At 52.2% G+C, this 14,990-nt stretch carries 17 protein-coding genes; 7 read left to right on the top strand and 10 right to left on the bottom strand.

What is annotated here, in order from left to right:
• Positions 1 to 20: 20 nt before the first annotated feature.
• Entirely contained in the window at positions 21 to 1,484 is a 1,464-nt protein-coding gene (locus tag QT231_RS09370) for a protein adenylyltransferase SelO family protein (RefSeq protein WP_308336637.1), read from the bottom strand.
• Between the two features lie 82 nt (positions 1,485 to 1,566).
• On the opposite strand from QT231_RS09370, the gene QT231_RS09365 reads away from it, so the two are divergent.
• On the top strand, positions 1,567 to 2,178 hold the full coding sequence (locus QT231_RS09365) for a DNA-3-methyladenine glycosylase (RefSeq protein WP_215117365.1): 612 nt from the start codon (positions 1,567 to 1,569) through the stop codon (positions 2,176 to 2,178).
• Between the two features lie 14 nt (positions 2,179 to 2,192).
• Here QT231_RS09365 and QT231_RS09360 read toward each other — a convergent pair whose 3' ends face one another.
• Positions 2,193 to 3,050 (bottom strand): NAD-dependent protein deacetylase, encoded by an 858-nt coding sequence (locus QT231_RS09360; protein WP_308336636.1) that lies wholly within the window; start codon positions 3,048 to 3,050, stop codon positions 2,193 to 2,195.
• 106 nt (positions 3,051 to 3,156) lie between these two features.
• On the opposite strand from QT231_RS09360, the gene QT231_RS09355 reads away from it, so the two are divergent.
• Together QT231_RS09355 and QT231_RS09350 are read left to right on the top strand one after the other, a co-directional pair.
• Positions 3,157 to 4,329, top strand: a complete 1,173-nt coding sequence (locus QT231_RS09355; RefSeq protein WP_308336635.1) for a UbiH/UbiF/VisC/COQ6 family ubiquinone biosynthesis hydroxylase — start codon at positions 3,157 to 3,159, stop codon at positions 4,327 to 4,329.
• Positions 4,330 to 4,404: 75 nt separating this feature from the next.
• Positions 4,405 to 5,601, top strand: coding sequence for a homoserine O-acetyltransferase (locus tag QT231_RS09350; RefSeq protein WP_308336634.1), 1,197 nt, complete (start codon positions 4,405 to 4,407; stop codon positions 5,599 to 5,601).
• Positions 5,602 to 5,662: 61 nt separating this feature from the next.
• On the opposite strand, the gene QT231_RS09345 is transcribed toward QT231_RS09350, so the two are convergent.
• Entirely contained in the window at positions 5,663 to 5,878 is a 216-nt protein-coding gene (locus tag QT231_RS09345; RefSeq protein ID WP_308336633.1) for a hypothetical protein, read from the bottom strand.
• A 130-nt stretch (positions 5,879 to 6,008) separates the two neighbouring features.
• Positions 6,009 to 6,752, bottom strand: a complete 744-nt coding sequence (locus QT231_RS09340; RefSeq protein ID WP_308336632.1) for a helix-turn-helix transcriptional regulator — start codon at positions 6,750 to 6,752, stop codon at positions 6,009 to 6,011.
• Between the two features lie 126 nt (positions 6,753 to 6,878).
• Between QT231_RS09340 and QT231_RS09335 the strand changes: the two genes are divergently transcribed.
• The 3 genes from QT231_RS09335 (at position 6,879) to QT231_RS09325 (ending at position 8,394) form a co-directional block, all read left to right on the top strand.
• Positions 6,879 to 7,226, top strand: coding sequence for an NIPSNAP family protein (locus QT231_RS09335; protein ID WP_215117376.1), 348 nt, complete (start codon positions 6,879 to 6,881; stop codon positions 7,224 to 7,226).
• Positions 7,223 to 7,570, top strand: a complete 348-nt coding sequence (locus QT231_RS09330) for an antibiotic biosynthesis monooxygenase (protein ID WP_308336631.1) — start codon at positions 7,223 to 7,225, stop codon at positions 7,568 to 7,570. The genes QT231_RS09335 and QT231_RS09330 overlap by 4 nt, the downstream gene beginning before the upstream one ends.
• Positions 7,571 to 7,872: 302 nt before the next feature.
• On the top strand, positions 7,873 to 8,394 hold the full coding sequence (locus QT231_RS09325; protein WP_308336630.1) for an NAD(P)H-dependent oxidoreductase: 522 nt from the start codon (positions 7,873 to 7,875) through the stop codon (positions 8,392 to 8,394).
• Positions 8,395 to 8,570: 176 nt separating this feature from the next.
• Here QT231_RS09325 and QT231_RS09320 read toward each other — a convergent pair whose 3' ends face one another.
• On the bottom strand, positions 8,571 to 9,224 hold the full coding sequence (locus QT231_RS09320; RefSeq protein WP_308336629.1) for a DsbA family oxidoreductase: 654 nt from the start codon (positions 9,222 to 9,224) through the stop codon (positions 8,571 to 8,573).
• A 99-nt stretch (positions 9,225 to 9,323) separates the two neighbouring features.
• Between QT231_RS09320 and QT231_RS09315 the strand changes: the two genes are divergently transcribed.
• Complete coding sequence (locus QT231_RS09315) at positions 9,324 to 9,746, top strand: hypothetical protein (protein ID WP_308336628.1); 423 nt, start codon at positions 9,324 to 9,326, stop codon at positions 9,744 to 9,746.
• A gap of 31 nt (positions 9,747 to 9,777) precedes the next feature.
• Here the strand turns inward: QT231_RS09315 and QT231_RS09310 are convergent, their stop codons facing one another.
• The 5 genes from QT231_RS09310 to QT231_RS09290 form a co-directional block, all read right to left on the bottom strand.
• Positions 9,778 to 10,623 (bottom strand): EamA family transporter, encoded by an 846-nt coding sequence (locus QT231_RS09310; RefSeq protein ID WP_308336627.1) that lies wholly within the window; start codon positions 10,621 to 10,623, stop codon positions 9,778 to 9,780.
• 155 nt (positions 10,624 to 10,778) lie between these two features.
• Positions 10,779 to 11,741 (bottom strand): ribonuclease Z, encoded by a 963-nt coding sequence (locus QT231_RS09305; RefSeq protein ID WP_308336626.1) that lies wholly within the window; start codon positions 11,739 to 11,741, stop codon positions 10,779 to 10,781.
• Positions 11,742 to 11,988: 247 nt separating this feature from the next.
• Positions 11,989 to 13,281, bottom strand: coding sequence for a hypothetical protein (locus QT231_RS09300; RefSeq protein ID WP_308336625.1), 1,293 nt, complete (start codon positions 13,279 to 13,281; stop codon positions 11,989 to 11,991).
• A gap of 84 nt (positions 13,282 to 13,365) precedes the next feature.
• Positions 13,366 to 13,923, bottom strand: a complete 558-nt coding sequence (locus QT231_RS09295; RefSeq protein WP_308336624.1) for a hypothetical protein — start codon at positions 13,921 to 13,923, stop codon at positions 13,366 to 13,368.
• Between the two features lie 101 nt (positions 13,924 to 14,024).
• Entirely contained in the window at positions 14,025 to 14,795 is a 771-nt protein-coding gene (locus QT231_RS09290; RefSeq protein ID WP_308336623.1) for a hypothetical protein, read from the bottom strand.
• Between the last annotated feature and the right edge of the window lie 195 nt (positions 14,796 to 14,990).

Here is a 14,990-nt window from a genome sequence, read left to right as displayed (position 1 = left end):
AACACAGTCTAGCATAGGCATTATGTTCCGCAGAAGGTTCTCAATACCTGTTCGTTTTCTGTGGCAGGCGCCGCCAAACGACGCGCTTCAACGGACTCATCAAACGGTTTAGCCACCACCGCTAGAAGGGTATGGAAAGGCGCAAAATCCCCCTCGTAAGCGGCATCAATGACTTCCTGAACGCGATGGTTGCGGGGAATAATCACCGGGTTGGCATGACGCATGGCAGTAAAGCGCTCGTCATCTTGACTGACCACCTGTGCTTGCTGCCATTTATCCAGCCACGCGATTAGCTCATTGGGCTGCGTGGTCAGCGCCAGCAGCGCCTCACGGCTCTCATCATTCGGCGAGGCAGCGTATTGGGTGAGCGCATCAAAGGTAGCCGTCATATCCATCCGCCCCTGATGCATATGGCTTTCCAGCGCTTCCATCAGCGACATTGCCTGATCGCTATCTGCTGCAAGGCCGAGTTTATCGGCATGCAGGCGGCGCTGTTCGGCGCTGAACAATGGTTCAAAGTGACGAATGGCATCGGTGGCCTGCTCCACCAACGCATCGCCCTCTTCCTTCATTAACGGCAGCAGCGTTTCGGCAAAGCGCGCCAGGTTCCACTGGGCTATCGCCGGTTGGTTATCAAACGCGTAACGCTTGCCCTGGTCGATGGAGCTAAACACCTTCTTGGGATCAAACTGCTCCATAAAAGCGCAGGGGCCGTAATCGATGGTTTCACCGGCGATGCTGCAGTTATCGGTATTCATTACCCCATGGATAAAGCCAATGCTCATCCAGCGGGCAATCAGCACCGCTTGGAGAGCCACGACCGCTTCCAGCAGGGCTAAGTAAGGGTCTTCGGCGTTGGCGGCCTCCGGGTAGTGGCGCTCAATCACATGATCCGCCAGCGCTTTTAGCAGTGCCTCATCTCGGCGTGCGGCGGCAAACTGAAAGGTGCCAACGCGGATATGGCTGCTAGCCACGCGGGTAAACACTGCGCCGGGTTCGGGCAGTTGGCGCACCACCCGTTCGCCGCTAGTCACCGCTGCCAACGCGCGGGTAGTGGGAATTCCCATCGCCGCCATAAACTCACTAACCAAATATTCACGCAGCACCGGCCCGAGTGGCGAACGGCCATCGCCACCGCGGGAAAACGGCGTGCGACCGCTGCCCTTTAGTTGCACATCGCGGCGCACGCCGTTCTGGTCGATCACTTCACCCAGCAGCAGCGCCCGGCCGTCGCCCAACTGCGGCACAAAGTTGCCGAACTGATGACCTGCGTAACCCAGTGCGCCCGACTTAGCATGCGGAATGGGCTGATTGCCGCTGAACCATTGTGCAAGCGTTGCTGAGTCAGGAATCTCTTTTGCGCCCAGCGCTTCAGCAAGCGAGGCATTAAAAGCAATCAGCTCAGGCTGGGCCACGGGCGTTGCTTGGGTAGCGACCCAAAGGGGCTCCGGCAGTGTGGAGTAGAGATGTTCAAATTGCAGCACGATAGGCTCCGCTTTTAGTGGCAATGACTATCTAATACCCTAGCATTCTACTCAACTAAACGCCGAGGCGATGTTACCAAACATGCCAAATGTTAAAGACAGCATGCTACCTCCCCTCTCACGAGATTTTTATAATCGCGACACCCTTGAGGTAGCTAGAGACATGCTCGGCTGCTGGTTGGTGCGCGAACATAACGGTGAGCAGATGGCGGCAAGGATTGTTGAGACAGAGGCCTATTGCGGCGCTGAAGACTCCGCTTGCCATGCCCACCGCCGCCGCTCTCCGCGAACAGAAGCAATGTTCGGGCCTGCGGGCCACGCCTATGTCTATCTCGTTTACGGCATGCACTGGCTATTGAACGTAGTCACCGAGCCAGAGGGTTCGCCCTGCGCGGTGCTGATTCGTGCGGTTGAGCCCACCGCCAACGAAGCCGCCATGCGTGCCACCCGTCAAGCCGCGGGTAAACAACTCAGCAATGGCCCCGGCAAGCTCACGCGTGCTTTAACCATTGATAAAGCGCTGTATGGCCATGATATGACCCAGGCCGACAAGCTGTGGATTAGCGCAGCAACGCACGACGCCAAGATCGCCCGTGGCCCACGCGTGGGTATCGATTACGCCCAGCCAGAGCACCGCGACGCGCCATGGCGACTCTGGCTAGAAGATAATCCGTGGGTATCCAAAGCCCGCTAACGCGGGAGAATTGGCTAAGCGCCCTTTAAGCTACGAACAGCCTGCTCAAGTACCGGCGTTAGCGGCGCCCGCCACTGGTGGGTCAATAGTGCATCCGCCCGAGTCACGCCGAGGGAGAGCGACGCCAGCGGGATTCCCCGATCATGGGCGGCGCGACAGAAACGGTAGCCGGAAAACACCATTAACGAAGTGCCCACTGCCAGCACCGCATCGGACTCGGCCAAGGCGACTTGCGCCGCCAGCCGCCGTTCGGCGGGCACTACATCGCCGTAAAATACTACGTCAGGCTTTAGAATGCCGCTGCAGCGCGGGCAATCGAAAATGCGGAAGCTGCTGAAATCAGTCTCTAAATCGGCATCACCGTCCGGGGCGTGACCCGCCTGCAAACCTGCAAACGCTGGGTTCATCCACGCCATTTCGGCATGCATGGCGTGGCGCATCATTTGATAGTCGCACACCATGCACTTCACCATATCGGCACGGCCATGCAGGTCGATCACCCGGCGGGAACCGGCGCGCTGATGTAAGCGGTCTACGTTTTGGGTCACCAACTGCTGGATATAGCCCTGTGACTCTAATGCCGCTAACGCTCGGTGTGCACCACTGGCCTGGGCTTCACGCATAGCGCTGAAACCGATCAGCGCACGTGCCCAGTAGCGCTGGCGAACGTGATGAGAGCTCATAAAATCGCCATGCTGCACCGGCGGTGGCCGCTTCCACTGGCCATCCGCATCGCGGTAGTCGGGGATGCCGCTGTCGGTACTCACCCCGGCACCGGTAATCACCCACAGTTTGCGGTGCTGCTGAATAAAATCAGCCAGCTCCTCGCCCGCCTGGGCAACGCTTTCTGCTATTTCCACGGCCTGCGTCAATCGTTCACCTCTAGGCAATGTGGTTCAAACTCAACGATACTGTAATGCAACAGAGGGCCATGCAACGCGCCCTTCAACGGTTATTGTGCACCCAGGAGATACTCTTATGCAGCACGATCATGACATTATTATTGTCGGTGGCGGCATGGTGGGCGCTGCCCTGGCAGCTCGTGTGGGTCATGCAGGCTTCTCTGTCGGGCTGGTAGAGAAAGGCGGCGAGCCAAGCGAACCCTGCGGCGACTATGATCTGCGGATCTCGTCACTAAACGCGCGTTCACTTGCTTTTGTGAAGGCCAGCGGCACAGCGCTCCCTGAAGAGCGCAGTTGCCCGTTCCGGCATATCGATGTCGCCAACCAGGACGGCACCGGCCACGCGCTGTTCTCCGCCGCCGATAGCGGCATGGATGACTTCGGCATCTTTATCGAAAACCGTACTCTACAGTACGCCCTCTGGCAGCGCTTGGCGCAATTACCCAGCGTCACCTGTTACACCCACTGCGCGCCGCTGAGCACCATCGCGGCCACCTCTGCACGCCAGCTTGAACTGGATAACGGTCAGACACTGAGCGCGCCGCTGGTGGTTGGGGCTGATGGTGCCCGCTCGGCCCTGCGCGAGCTAGCCCAGATTCCAGTGGAGAGCTACGATTACCACCAGCGCGCCATGATCATTAACGTGGAAACAGAGCTGCCCCAGCAGGATGTCAGCTGGCAGGTTTTCACCCCCACCGGCCCAATTGCCATGCTGCCGCTACCCGGCCACCGCGCATCGCTGGTGTGGTATGACCACGAAGACGCTACCCGCGCCCGCGAGGCAATGGATAACGCGACGCTAAAAACCGCTATTGAGGGTGCCTTCCCCCGCCGCCTGGGAAATATCACCCGGGTGGTCGCGCGCGCCAGCTTCCCCATCAAGCGCCAGCACGCCAAGCGCTATATCGGCAAGCGTTTAGCGCTAATAGGCGACGCGGCCCACGTAGTACACCCGCTGGCAGGCCAAGGGTTAAATATCGGTCTGCACGACGCCGACACCCTTGCTGAGATTATCATTCAAGGCCGCGACCCCGGCGACTACCTCAACCTACTCCGCTTTGAGTGCCAGCGCCGCGCGGCTAACCAGGCGATGATTGCCGCCACCGACAGCTTCCACCACCTGTTTACCGGTGCCAAACCGCTGCGCCAGTTAGGCGATTTGAGCCTGCAGCTCGCCGAGCGCTTCCCGTTCGCCAAGCGCATGATGATGCAGCAAGCTAATGGCTTGAATCCGTTTAAAATGCGCTAGAAACGACTACGCTGAAGGGGCAGCTGCTCGATGCAGCCAATAACAAGCACAACTAGCCCTTTATAAGGAAAGCGTATGGCGCTCTCACAACGTTACTGTTTACTGACGGTGTCGGCATTTGCCGGGGCCACTCTGTTTGCCTCCTCATCGCTCATGGCCTGGGATGGCCTGGTAGAAAAGCAGACCTTCGAGATGGAAAACTTCACCACCCAAGGGGGAGAGACCATTCCCGAGCTGGTGGTGGGTTGGGAGGCCTACGGTGAATTAAATGACGCCCGCGATAACGTTATTTTGATCACCCACTTTTTCTCCGGCACCAGCCACGCCGCAGGCCGCTATGAAGCAGAGGGCGAGCCGACCGGCTACTGGAACGCGATCATTGGGCCCGGCAAACCTCTCGATACCGATGAGTACTACATTATCTCCTCGGATACGCTGGTCAATCTCGGCGCCAACGATCCCAATGTCACCACTACTGGGCCTGCCTCGATCAACCCGGACACCGGCGAACCCTGGGGCATGGACTTCCCAGTGGTGACAATCCGTGACTTTGTCGAAGTGCAGCGCGAACTGTTAGAGAGCCAAGGCATTGAATCGCTGCACGCGGTGATGGGTGCCTCCATGGGCGCGTTACAGGCCATCGAGTGGGCCAGCGCCTACCCTGACCGAGTAGAGCGGCTAATTTCTGTGATTGGCGGCGGCGTTGCCGACCCATGGCTGCTGGCAACCCTCAGCGCCTGGGCAGCGCCGATTCGGCTAGATGCCAACTGGAACGAGGGAAACTATTACGACGGCGAACCACCCACCGACGGTTTAAAAGAAGCGCTTAAGCTGGTCACGCTCAACGCCAACCACTGGCAGTGGGCCAACGAAACCTTCAACCGCGACTGGGCCGATGAAGAGCGCGACCCGGCCCAGGACATCAACGCCCGCTACGCGATTGAAAAAACGCTGGATGATATCGCCGCCGGACGTGCCGAAACGTCCGATGCGAACCATTTTCTATATCTAGTGCGCGCCAACCAAACCTTTATGGCAGGCCACGGCGACTCGTTAGAGGAAGGACTTGCGGCTATCGAGGCGCCCACGCTAATGCTCTACAGCGAAGACGACCTCGTCTTCGCCCCTGAAGGCGTGCGCCATACCGCCGAGCTGATTGAAGCAGACGGCACTGAAGTGACGCTTGAAACCCTGGAAGGCAATCGCGGCCATTTAGATGGCGTCTTATCCATTGACCAAGCCAGCGATACGTTGCGGGCATTTTTGCATTAAAGAGTGGAAGCGCTGGCCTCCCTGGGAGCCAGCGTGCTCACTCAATATATAGGCGGGTTAGCTACCAATCCTCATGTAAGCGACCTTCTACATATTTATGAAGGATACTGGCAACAAGCGTTTGGTAGGGAATGCCTTCCGCCAGGGCTTTTTTCTGTAGACCGCGAAGATCTTTGGAAGAAAGCCTGATATTGATGCGGGCATCTTTCTTGAACATCGCATCAGCATACTGCTGATGCTTCGTCCTCCGATTCCACAAAGGGCACCAAATAGGCATATCCCTCCATCTCAATCACATGAATTTGCTGGCCCGGATACCTGTCCTGATTTAGATGCTCGAACGTGTCCAGAATACCCCCAACCGAGATATGCAAAACTACATCCTCAAGCCAGTAGATGAATATTGTCTAGGTTAACTGCGTAGCCGTACCGGTAGCAGCAGGTTGTTGAGTGCGGGCCGGTAGCGCGCTTGGCGTTGCGAACATTGCCCATATTGCCTTCTCACCCTTGGCGCTGAACACAATGACCCGGGAATTCTTCGCTCGCTTTGCCCAGCCAAGCGCTTCTATACGGTTGAGAAACGCGGCACCGAGGGCCCCCGCCAGATGGTCTTTGCGCTCACTCCAGTCGAGACATCCCCTACAAAATGAGCGCTTTGAAGACGCAACTTCATCTGTATCGATGCCTAATTGCTGAAACCAAACGCGCCCATACTCGGTGAGCTGCAACCCTCCCAAGTGCAGTTGAAAAATACCGGCCTGGAGCATCTGCTCATATACCCATACACCCAACTCTCCAGCAAGGTGGTCGTAACAGACACGAGCCTTACGCAGGGCGGGGTCACGGGGCCCGGTAACAAGATTGACACCTTCGCCTCTGACAGCGAGGCCCATCAGCGTCTCCAGGAGTTCAGCAACCTGCGGGCCTGCAAGCCTAAAATAGCGGTGGCGGCCCTGCTGCTCAACAGCCACAAGCGCTTCGTCTAGCAGCTTTCCCAGATGAAAACTCATGGTCTGTTTGGTAACGCCAGCCATATTGGCCAGTTCAGTTGCGGTCAGCGCACGACCGGACATTAAGGCGCAAAGCACCTCCGCCCGAGCGTTATCGGCGATAAGTGCGGCGACACGCACGATGTTAGGGCTTTCACTCATCGTTCGATCCTCGTCGAACCACTCGGGGCGGTAATTCCTTATCTTTCATATTCGCCTTCCACGTTAGCCCTTCACGGTAGCCCTTCACATTAGCTTTCCACGTTAACCTTCCAAGGAGATAACCATATGAGTATAACCTGCGTCATCCGCTACGAGATCGATCCTTTCCAGCTCCGCACCTTCAAGAAGTACGCCGAGAACTGGGGGAAAATCATACCGCGCTGCGGTGGCCACCTCATCGGCTACTTCCTTCCTCATGAGGGCACAAACAATGTTGCCTGGGGCCTGATCGCATTTGAGAGTTTGGCTGCCTATGAAGCCTACCGAGCGCGACTGAAGAGTGACGATGAAGGCCACGCGAACTTCACTATGGCTCAAGAGCGCAGGTTTATCCTCAAGGAAGAGCGCAGCTTCGTCGAAGTGGTGGACGGCACGCTGGGAATTGAACCCATCAACATGGGGGTTGCTTTATGATCGCCGTGATATTTGAGGTGCTTCCCAATACGAACCGAAAACAAGACTACCTGGATGCCGCGAACGCTTTGCGCCGACACCTGGAAGAGATCGACGGTTTTATATCGATAGAGCGCTTCGAGAGCCTTACGCATCCTGGAAAAATTCTTTCGCTCTCCTTCTGGCGGGATGAAGAAGCCATAAGACAGTGGCGAACACTCGAACCTCACCGATCTGCCCAGAAAGAGGGTCGGCAGGCGATCTTTGCCGACTACCGGCTCCGCGTCGCCACCGTTATCCGAGACTACGGGATGAACGACCGGCGCGAGGTGCCTGAGGATTCGCTTCAAGCACACCCATCGTAGAGCGGAGCGAACTTTCCTTTAGCCGCCGATTGTCCAACGCTTTAACGTTCATCATCCTAGAGCCCAATTTTTCTCAATCAACAAGCGTGACGCGGCTATGGTTCAGGAGCTCTTCAAGCTCAAATAAAATGCCTATCAGTTTATTTTTCACACCCCTCTTGACCTCAACCTAAGTTGAGGTTTCAGAATAGCCCTACGTCAAAGCCAACTCAAGCTCATCGCTTCAGATAACATTTTTATTAAAAACGTGTAACTAAAACCAAACCAACACCCTTGAAAAAATCAACCCAGAGGATTTTAAAATGAAAGTACTTGCCTTCGGCGCTAGCAACAGCAAAAACTCCATTAACAAAAAGCTGGCTCTTTATGCAGCACAACAGATCAACAACGCAGATATTTCGTTAATCGACCTTAACGACTTTGAAATGCCAATATTTAGCGAAGACAGAGAGAAGGAGTCTGGCATCCCTGAATTGGCGCATGCTTTTTACAATGCTATCGGTGAGGCAGATGTCATTGTCATATCATTCGCGGAACACAACGGATCCTATACGTCAGCCTATAAAAATCTATTTGACTGGACATCACGAATAGATATGAAAGTATTTCAAAATAAACCCGTTCTTATGCTCTCTACCTCCCCTGGCCAAAGTGGGGCACAAAGTGTCTTAGCTTCCGCACAAGCGTCAGCGCCCTATTTTTCAGCAACCGTTATAGGTGCGCTTTCCTTACCAAGCTTTTTCGACAACTTTGATTTAGAGCAGGGCGTCGTCATTAATCAGCCATTTAACCGAGACTTAATTGGCATGTTGAGTAACTTTTGATTTTATCTATTTTGGGAAAAACCGTTTACAGTTTGGCACCCTCAGGCGCTATTGATACTTATAGCGCCTGCCATCACCGGCTACAAAACCGGCATGAAGCGGAGATTGTGCACCCGCTGCGAGGCTGGGTTCTGAACAGCTAGCACTAACCTCATTCCAGGTTGGCGCCTATAGGGCTAGCGGTTGGCGTTTTCCTCGACCACCTGGCGAAGCGCATCGACCAATACGTCGGCGGGCTGAGCGCCAGAAATCAGGTAACGTCCATCGAGGATGAGTCCTGGCACGGCGTTTACCCCTGCCTCCATGAACCGCTGTTCCGCTGCTCGAACTTCTTCCGCATACTGATCCGACCGGGCGATGGCCTCGGCAGTATCGCCGTCCAGCCCCACTTTAATGGCCTTCTCGCGCAGAACCGCTGGGTCGGCAGGATTTTTCGCTTCACCGAAGTAGGCATCAAACAGGGCCAACTGCAGGGGCGTTTCAAGGTTTTGCGTTCCGGCCCACGCAAGCACGCGATGGGCAGCGAAGGTATTGTTCGCCCGGCGCTCCAGGGCACCACGGAAATTTAGCCCAAGCTCCTCGGCCACCGCCATAATCTCGCGCTGGGACTGCGCCATGCTGGCAGCATCCTTGCCGTACTTGCGGCATAGGTGCTCCAAGATCGGCTCGCCCTCGGGCGGCATATCCGGGTTAAGCTCAAAGGGCTGCCAGACAAGCTCAACGTCGATTTCGCCATCCACTATCTCTAACGCTTGCTCCAGGCGAAGATAGCCAATCGCGCACCACGGGCAGGCGACATCGGACACTAAGTCGATTCTTACCTTTTGCATTTTGTTTACCCCTTCGACATATCCCAAAATTCGATCAAACTAAAGAAAGCATGTTACGTGTATATAGTGCGTAACGGCAGTAGTGATAAGGAGACAACCATGGAAAAAACAGCGTTAGCGTTAAGTACCCTATTACTTATCAGCGGGTGTGCTCAAAACAGCAATCCCTCATCAGCAGGCGCGGCCTACTCAGGTGCGTCAACCGAGCAAAGCGAGCCCCACCACCAGATAACCGATCAATGGGTTGGCCGATGGACTGGCGTAGAAGGGTTATTCCTGGAAATCAGCAAGGACGATTCTGCAGCCCCCGGCCATTATCTCCTTCACATGCGCTACGGCCTGGATGCTGATCAACGCGGGACATTCGAAGGCCAAGCAACCGCCGAGGGCATTCGCTTCAACCGCGGGGACGGCCCACAACTGCTCCGCGCGGGCGACGGCGAAGCCACCGGCATGAAGTGGCTATTGGAAAAGGAAGACTGCCTAATAGTGGAAACTGGTGAGGGTTATTGCCGCGACTGACCTGCCTCAGCGAGCTCCTATAGAGCTTTCACTAAGGCTTATAACGCGTCAACGCAATGCCGCAAGCGATCAGCCCTGAAGACACGAACCGCCATACGCCGAAGCCTTCTTTTAAAATGATAGTGGAAATCAGCGCGGCGAATAGCACGCTGGTTTCTCTTAGTGCCGATACCATGCCCAGTGGGGCGTAGGCCATCGCCCAGATAACGATCCAATACGCACCAACCTGCATGCCACCGCCCGCAATGGCGGGAGCCAAATTGCTGCCTATCACTTTTTTTATTTCCTTCGCTTTCCATGTCAGGGCAATCACAAACGTCAGCAAGCCGTTACCTAGCGTCAGCAAGACTGCAAAGCCGAGTACCGAGCCAGCTTGCCTTGCCCCCAGGCCACCTACCAGCGTGTAGGAGGCAATCAGAGCCCCCGTCCCCAGGGCCAGAACAATTGCGCGGGGGTTTCTGGTGATACCGGTACGAGTATCGAATGAAAGTGACATCACACCAACGCCGAGGAACAGCACACCAAACAGCGGTAGCATCCCCAACATTTCGCCAGCAAGTGCGGCAGCGCCTAGGGTGACGAGTAACGGCGCCGACCCACGCGCGATGGGATAGACCTGACCGAAATCACCATGCTGATAAGCCATGGGTAGGCAAAAGTGATAGGCGGTATGGATCAAGATGGCGAAGCCAAGAAGCGGCCAACTGGCCGGATCGGGGAGCGTTACGAAAGGCAAGGCTAACGCAGAAACGAGACTGCCTAATAACGTGATCACCGCCATCACGGCGATCCTGTCGCCACTCACTTTAACGATGGCGTTCCAGCTGGCGTTGAAGATGGCCGCGAGTAGTACGATCATGGTTATTTCTGGACTCATGCCACTGTCTCCTTGGAGCGTTAGGACGTACCGTTAAGCAAAACTCGTTTTTCCAGCCTATTTTCCAGCTTAGCCTAAACTAATATAGCTGCTTTAGTGTCCACCGCTTTCCTAATAGGAGCGTTAGGCAGTCATATAGGACAACAGACGAAAAGCTACTCGCCCAACACTTCAGCAAAGTGGCCCGCTTTATCCAGGGTGTATTCGCAAAAATCCCGCGCCAAATAAAGCGAGCCTGAATAGGCGCTCTGGGCCTCTTTGCGGATGTCTTCGATGGAGGGCGACGCATGGGGGTTGAGCTGGTAGCGGGGGCTAAAGTGCGTCAGCACCAGATTGGGAAGGTGTACCGATTCGGCAAATTCGGCGACAAGCTTGGCGTAGCTATGCCCAACATCACCGGCCTTCTCGGCCATCTCTTCGGTGTAAGTGGCTTCATGCACCAGCACCTGTGCCCCTGCGCAGGCATCCATTAACAAATCAGGCTGGTCATTATCCCCGGCGATCACCACTTTCCTGGGCGTGTTCTTGGAGATTAAGAAGTCACGGCTTTTTAACTGCTCGCCCGCGAACACAATATCAAACCCTTGCTTCAACTGCCCCCACAACGGCCCTCTCGGAATGCCCTGTTGGGTCAGCTTTTCAATGTTTAAATCAGCATCGACCTTTTGCTCCGTAAATCCATAAGCATAGGACGGCGCTCGGTGTGAAAGCCTGTGAGTGATAATCGCCATGCTTTCAAACTTAACGCTTGGCAGGTCTTCTGAGGCGATAAACTCCAGGGCAAAGGGCAAGCAAAGGTGTGTGGCGTCACAGGTGGCCTCCAGCCATGCCTTGATGCCTGCGGGCGCCACAATGGTAAGCGGCGCTTTCCGGCCACCCATTCCCGCACTCGCCAGGATGCCCGGCAGCCCATAGCAGTGGTCGCCGTGCACGTGGGTAATCAAGATGGCTTTAAGTGAATGGAACGATAGCTTGGTATGCAAGACCTGATGCTGGGTGCCCTCTCCGCAATCGATCAGGTACCAGCCCTTCCCCTTGCTCTCGCGCAAAGCGATGCCGGAGACGTTTCTGCTTTTTGTTGGCACACCGGCGGAGGTGCCGAGGAAAAGTAGATTCATAGATTTTTTTGATCTCGCTTATGCACTCGCTTTAGGTCTAAGGCATCTAATTGTCAGTTAGATAAATTTAAACAGTAGTGCCTTTACAATTTTTATCAGGCTTACATTAATACATTTGAGGTCTATATATACTGCAAGCTTGGCAGATACAGCCAGTGATTATAGCATTTAGTATCAAAACAATAACGGCCGCCGGCAGAGGCGCAGCTTAGCTGCGTCTTACTGACTGGCTTTGTTAGCCGAATAACTACCATTGTATTACACGAAACTGCTTACCTCTGGAGATAGATACTCTGTTAATTATTGATGTATACTCATCTTTGAAATTTTGAGTTTGAAGCAATGCAATAGCGTAATTCTTCATTTCTTCAAAGGTATTTATTGGAATTTGTGCAATCAGCTCGATTACGTCCTTTATATAACCATAAATGGTTTCGCTGGCCGTACTAGACTGCTCACTCAACTCATAAAATTCCTTTCCTCCATGAACCAGCTTGTTTCTTACATCAGTGTATAGCCGATCATATTCTTCTAGTTTCCGACCAAATAAATTAGCATCACCATTAGAAAGTAGTGATGCGATATAAGTTCTATGCTTCCAACCTGTCCACTCAGGGTCAGTCAATCCATCTAGCACGAAGATCAAATTTAAGAATTGAGATTCATCACCTATAGAGTAAAAAGATTGACGACAAGATCTTAATGCAGAAATTACAGCTTTCGCCATTTCATTTTCAACGTCGTTACTATATATAAAAGACAGATAATCAATTCCAGGCACAAAAAAATCATCAACTTGGGGGCCTAGCCAGTTATTACTAACTGAGAAAGGCTTAGATATACCTCCTAGTTCTAGAGGTTTTAGATGAGTTTTACCCAATGGAATAATATTTACAGAATAAAATCCATTATCCATCTGCCCTGCCGGGTTTGGTGTAAACTCTCGCGATACAAAAGAGCTGTGAGCGAATCTCACAATATCCATAGCATGCTCTGCAAGCGACAAACACTTATTTATAACGTAGTCGTTATGGTCTATGCTCTGATTGAGCTTTAGCAGATCTCTGTAGTTTAGGCTCACTTCAAACTGGAGATATTCTCCCTCAAAATTAGTTAACCTTTCATAAGGTTCTTCATCAAAATCTTTTCTACAGTAAAAAGTATATTTCCCCAACACGAGAGTCTTTTGAATAAATATTTTTTCAAGAGGAATAATGACTATGCAATCTAGCATTCTGTCTTCATCCTCCAATTCAGCTAACTCTAGGTTAGAATTTTTTGATTTCGAGTTTTCAATATCAACCCAATCAAAGGCTGCTCGAAAGTCGTCGAGCATTTCTTTGTTGCTTTTTTTAATGGCTTCATCATAGATATAAAATATTATACCGTCCCCTTCAGCGAAGGGGCTTACCCAATATCCTATCTCTCTTAGTTTCTCTAAAGAGATTTCAATTCTCGATTTTACATTATTAAATTCGCTTTTATTCCAAAGCAAATTGCCCAAGTAGTTCTCTCTTGGAGGCAAAAACCTTGCTTTCATTCATCATCCTCTTACGGCTAACACCGAAACTCAGTTGACGGCCGAAACGCGCCAACGCTTTGGGAGGTCAACTGCATTGTCATGTTAGGTTTCTTCACGATTGAGCTCATCAACTACTCTTTGTGAAATTTTCGTTGACGCTTCCGTTTTCAGGATGTTCGCAGCAGTAGTAATAAATGCGAACTGCGCGTACGTTACGATTGAAATTAAAAGGAAAAATGGCTGCACCCATGCCAAAGCATGAATCTTTTGATCAGAGGTAACGGCGAATGAACATAGCACTGCTGATGGCAATACTCCCAAGCAAATAACCAGCGCGGCAACTCCAGACATAATTTCAGTTCCCCTCATAATAAACATATCCGTCGGGAACTGAAAAACCTTTATTATCGATTGACTAAAAATAAAAGTTGCTAAAAGTGACATCTCGGAACGAGTAAAAAAATCGAAAGCAGATATATTCCCGGTGACTACGAGCAAGAGTGCTATCAGAAATAATGGCATCAATAAAAAAAGCAACTCTGTGAGCATAGACCAAACAGCCCTACGCCCAACTTCACTATCGTGAAAAATGTCCTTCAGGTTTATTTTAAGTGAAACTTTTTCAAAAACTTTTTGGACGTCTTCTTCATTATTCATCATACAGATTCTCGGTGCGGATTTTTATTCGAGACCTAACTCCCGGCTCACGCGCCGGTTTGGAGCGGCGGAGAATCGGTCGCTGTGCAGCCGATTGTTAGATTTCAGTGGCCAAGCACATCTTTACGGCTTGGCTTTGTTGCAAGCCGAGTCTTGTTCCACATATTAAATTCAGTAACACCCGGCGTGAACACGCGAGACAATTGATAAGCTTTCTCTTTGTCTCGTCCATCTATCAGGTTGTGTGATAAATAGGATTGATAAAATAATGCGGCATTCGAAACATGGATAGATCCACTTGGCCCAATAAATGTCTTACAAGAAGGACTAGCTGACACGTTTTTTCCGAAAAGTCCATTTCCCGAATTACAACAAAGAGAAATAATTACTGGTGCTTGCCCCTGTGTTTCTTGAATCGCAAATGCGCCAAGGAAATCCTTTGCACTAACTTTGTCATTCCCAAACAATAAATTCGATTTATCTCCATGACCTATCAATACAAGATGGCTTACCGCCCCAGCCTTTTGCTTCCATAAAAATCTAAACTCTTCTAGAGACCTCACTCTGTACTTCCAGACAAACTCTGGCATCAATACGAGTTTCGTAAGATCGGTTATTGCTGAATGCAGAGGTTCCAGAAGTTCGATCTCACTTGAGAAATCGCCAATCTGTAAAATGAAGAAACCTAGTTTTGGTGATATGAGCCATAGGTCTATTTCTTTTGTATCTTGAATCCTAGGAATATCACTCAGAACTCCTTTCTTACCATTTTTCCGAAGGTATTTGCACTCCACCATCGCTGAAGGATAATCCGAGCCTAACCCCACGCTTTTTGCTGGTACGTGAACCCTTGAACCCTCAATCAGGTCTGCCATTTATTCTCCAAAATCTAAAAGTGGTTATACGGAAAGCTGCATAACCTTAATAAACGTGCCCACTCATTCATTGAGGTCATGTAGGCAGCTCATTTGACTCTATCCCAATTATTCTTCTGGAGGCAAAGAAAAATTGGCGGCATATCCAAAAGTCGCGTGTTGGCTCATTTTGCTCTGCCTAATCATACAGCCTAG

This window comes from Halomonas sp. SpR1, from assembly GCF_031010175.1.
Lineage (GTDB): Bacteria > Pseudomonadota > Gammaproteobacteria > Pseudomonadales > Halomonadaceae > Vreelandella.
Note: the sequence above shows the minus strand (reverse complement) of the source record. Positions and strands in the feature narration are given on the sequence as shown.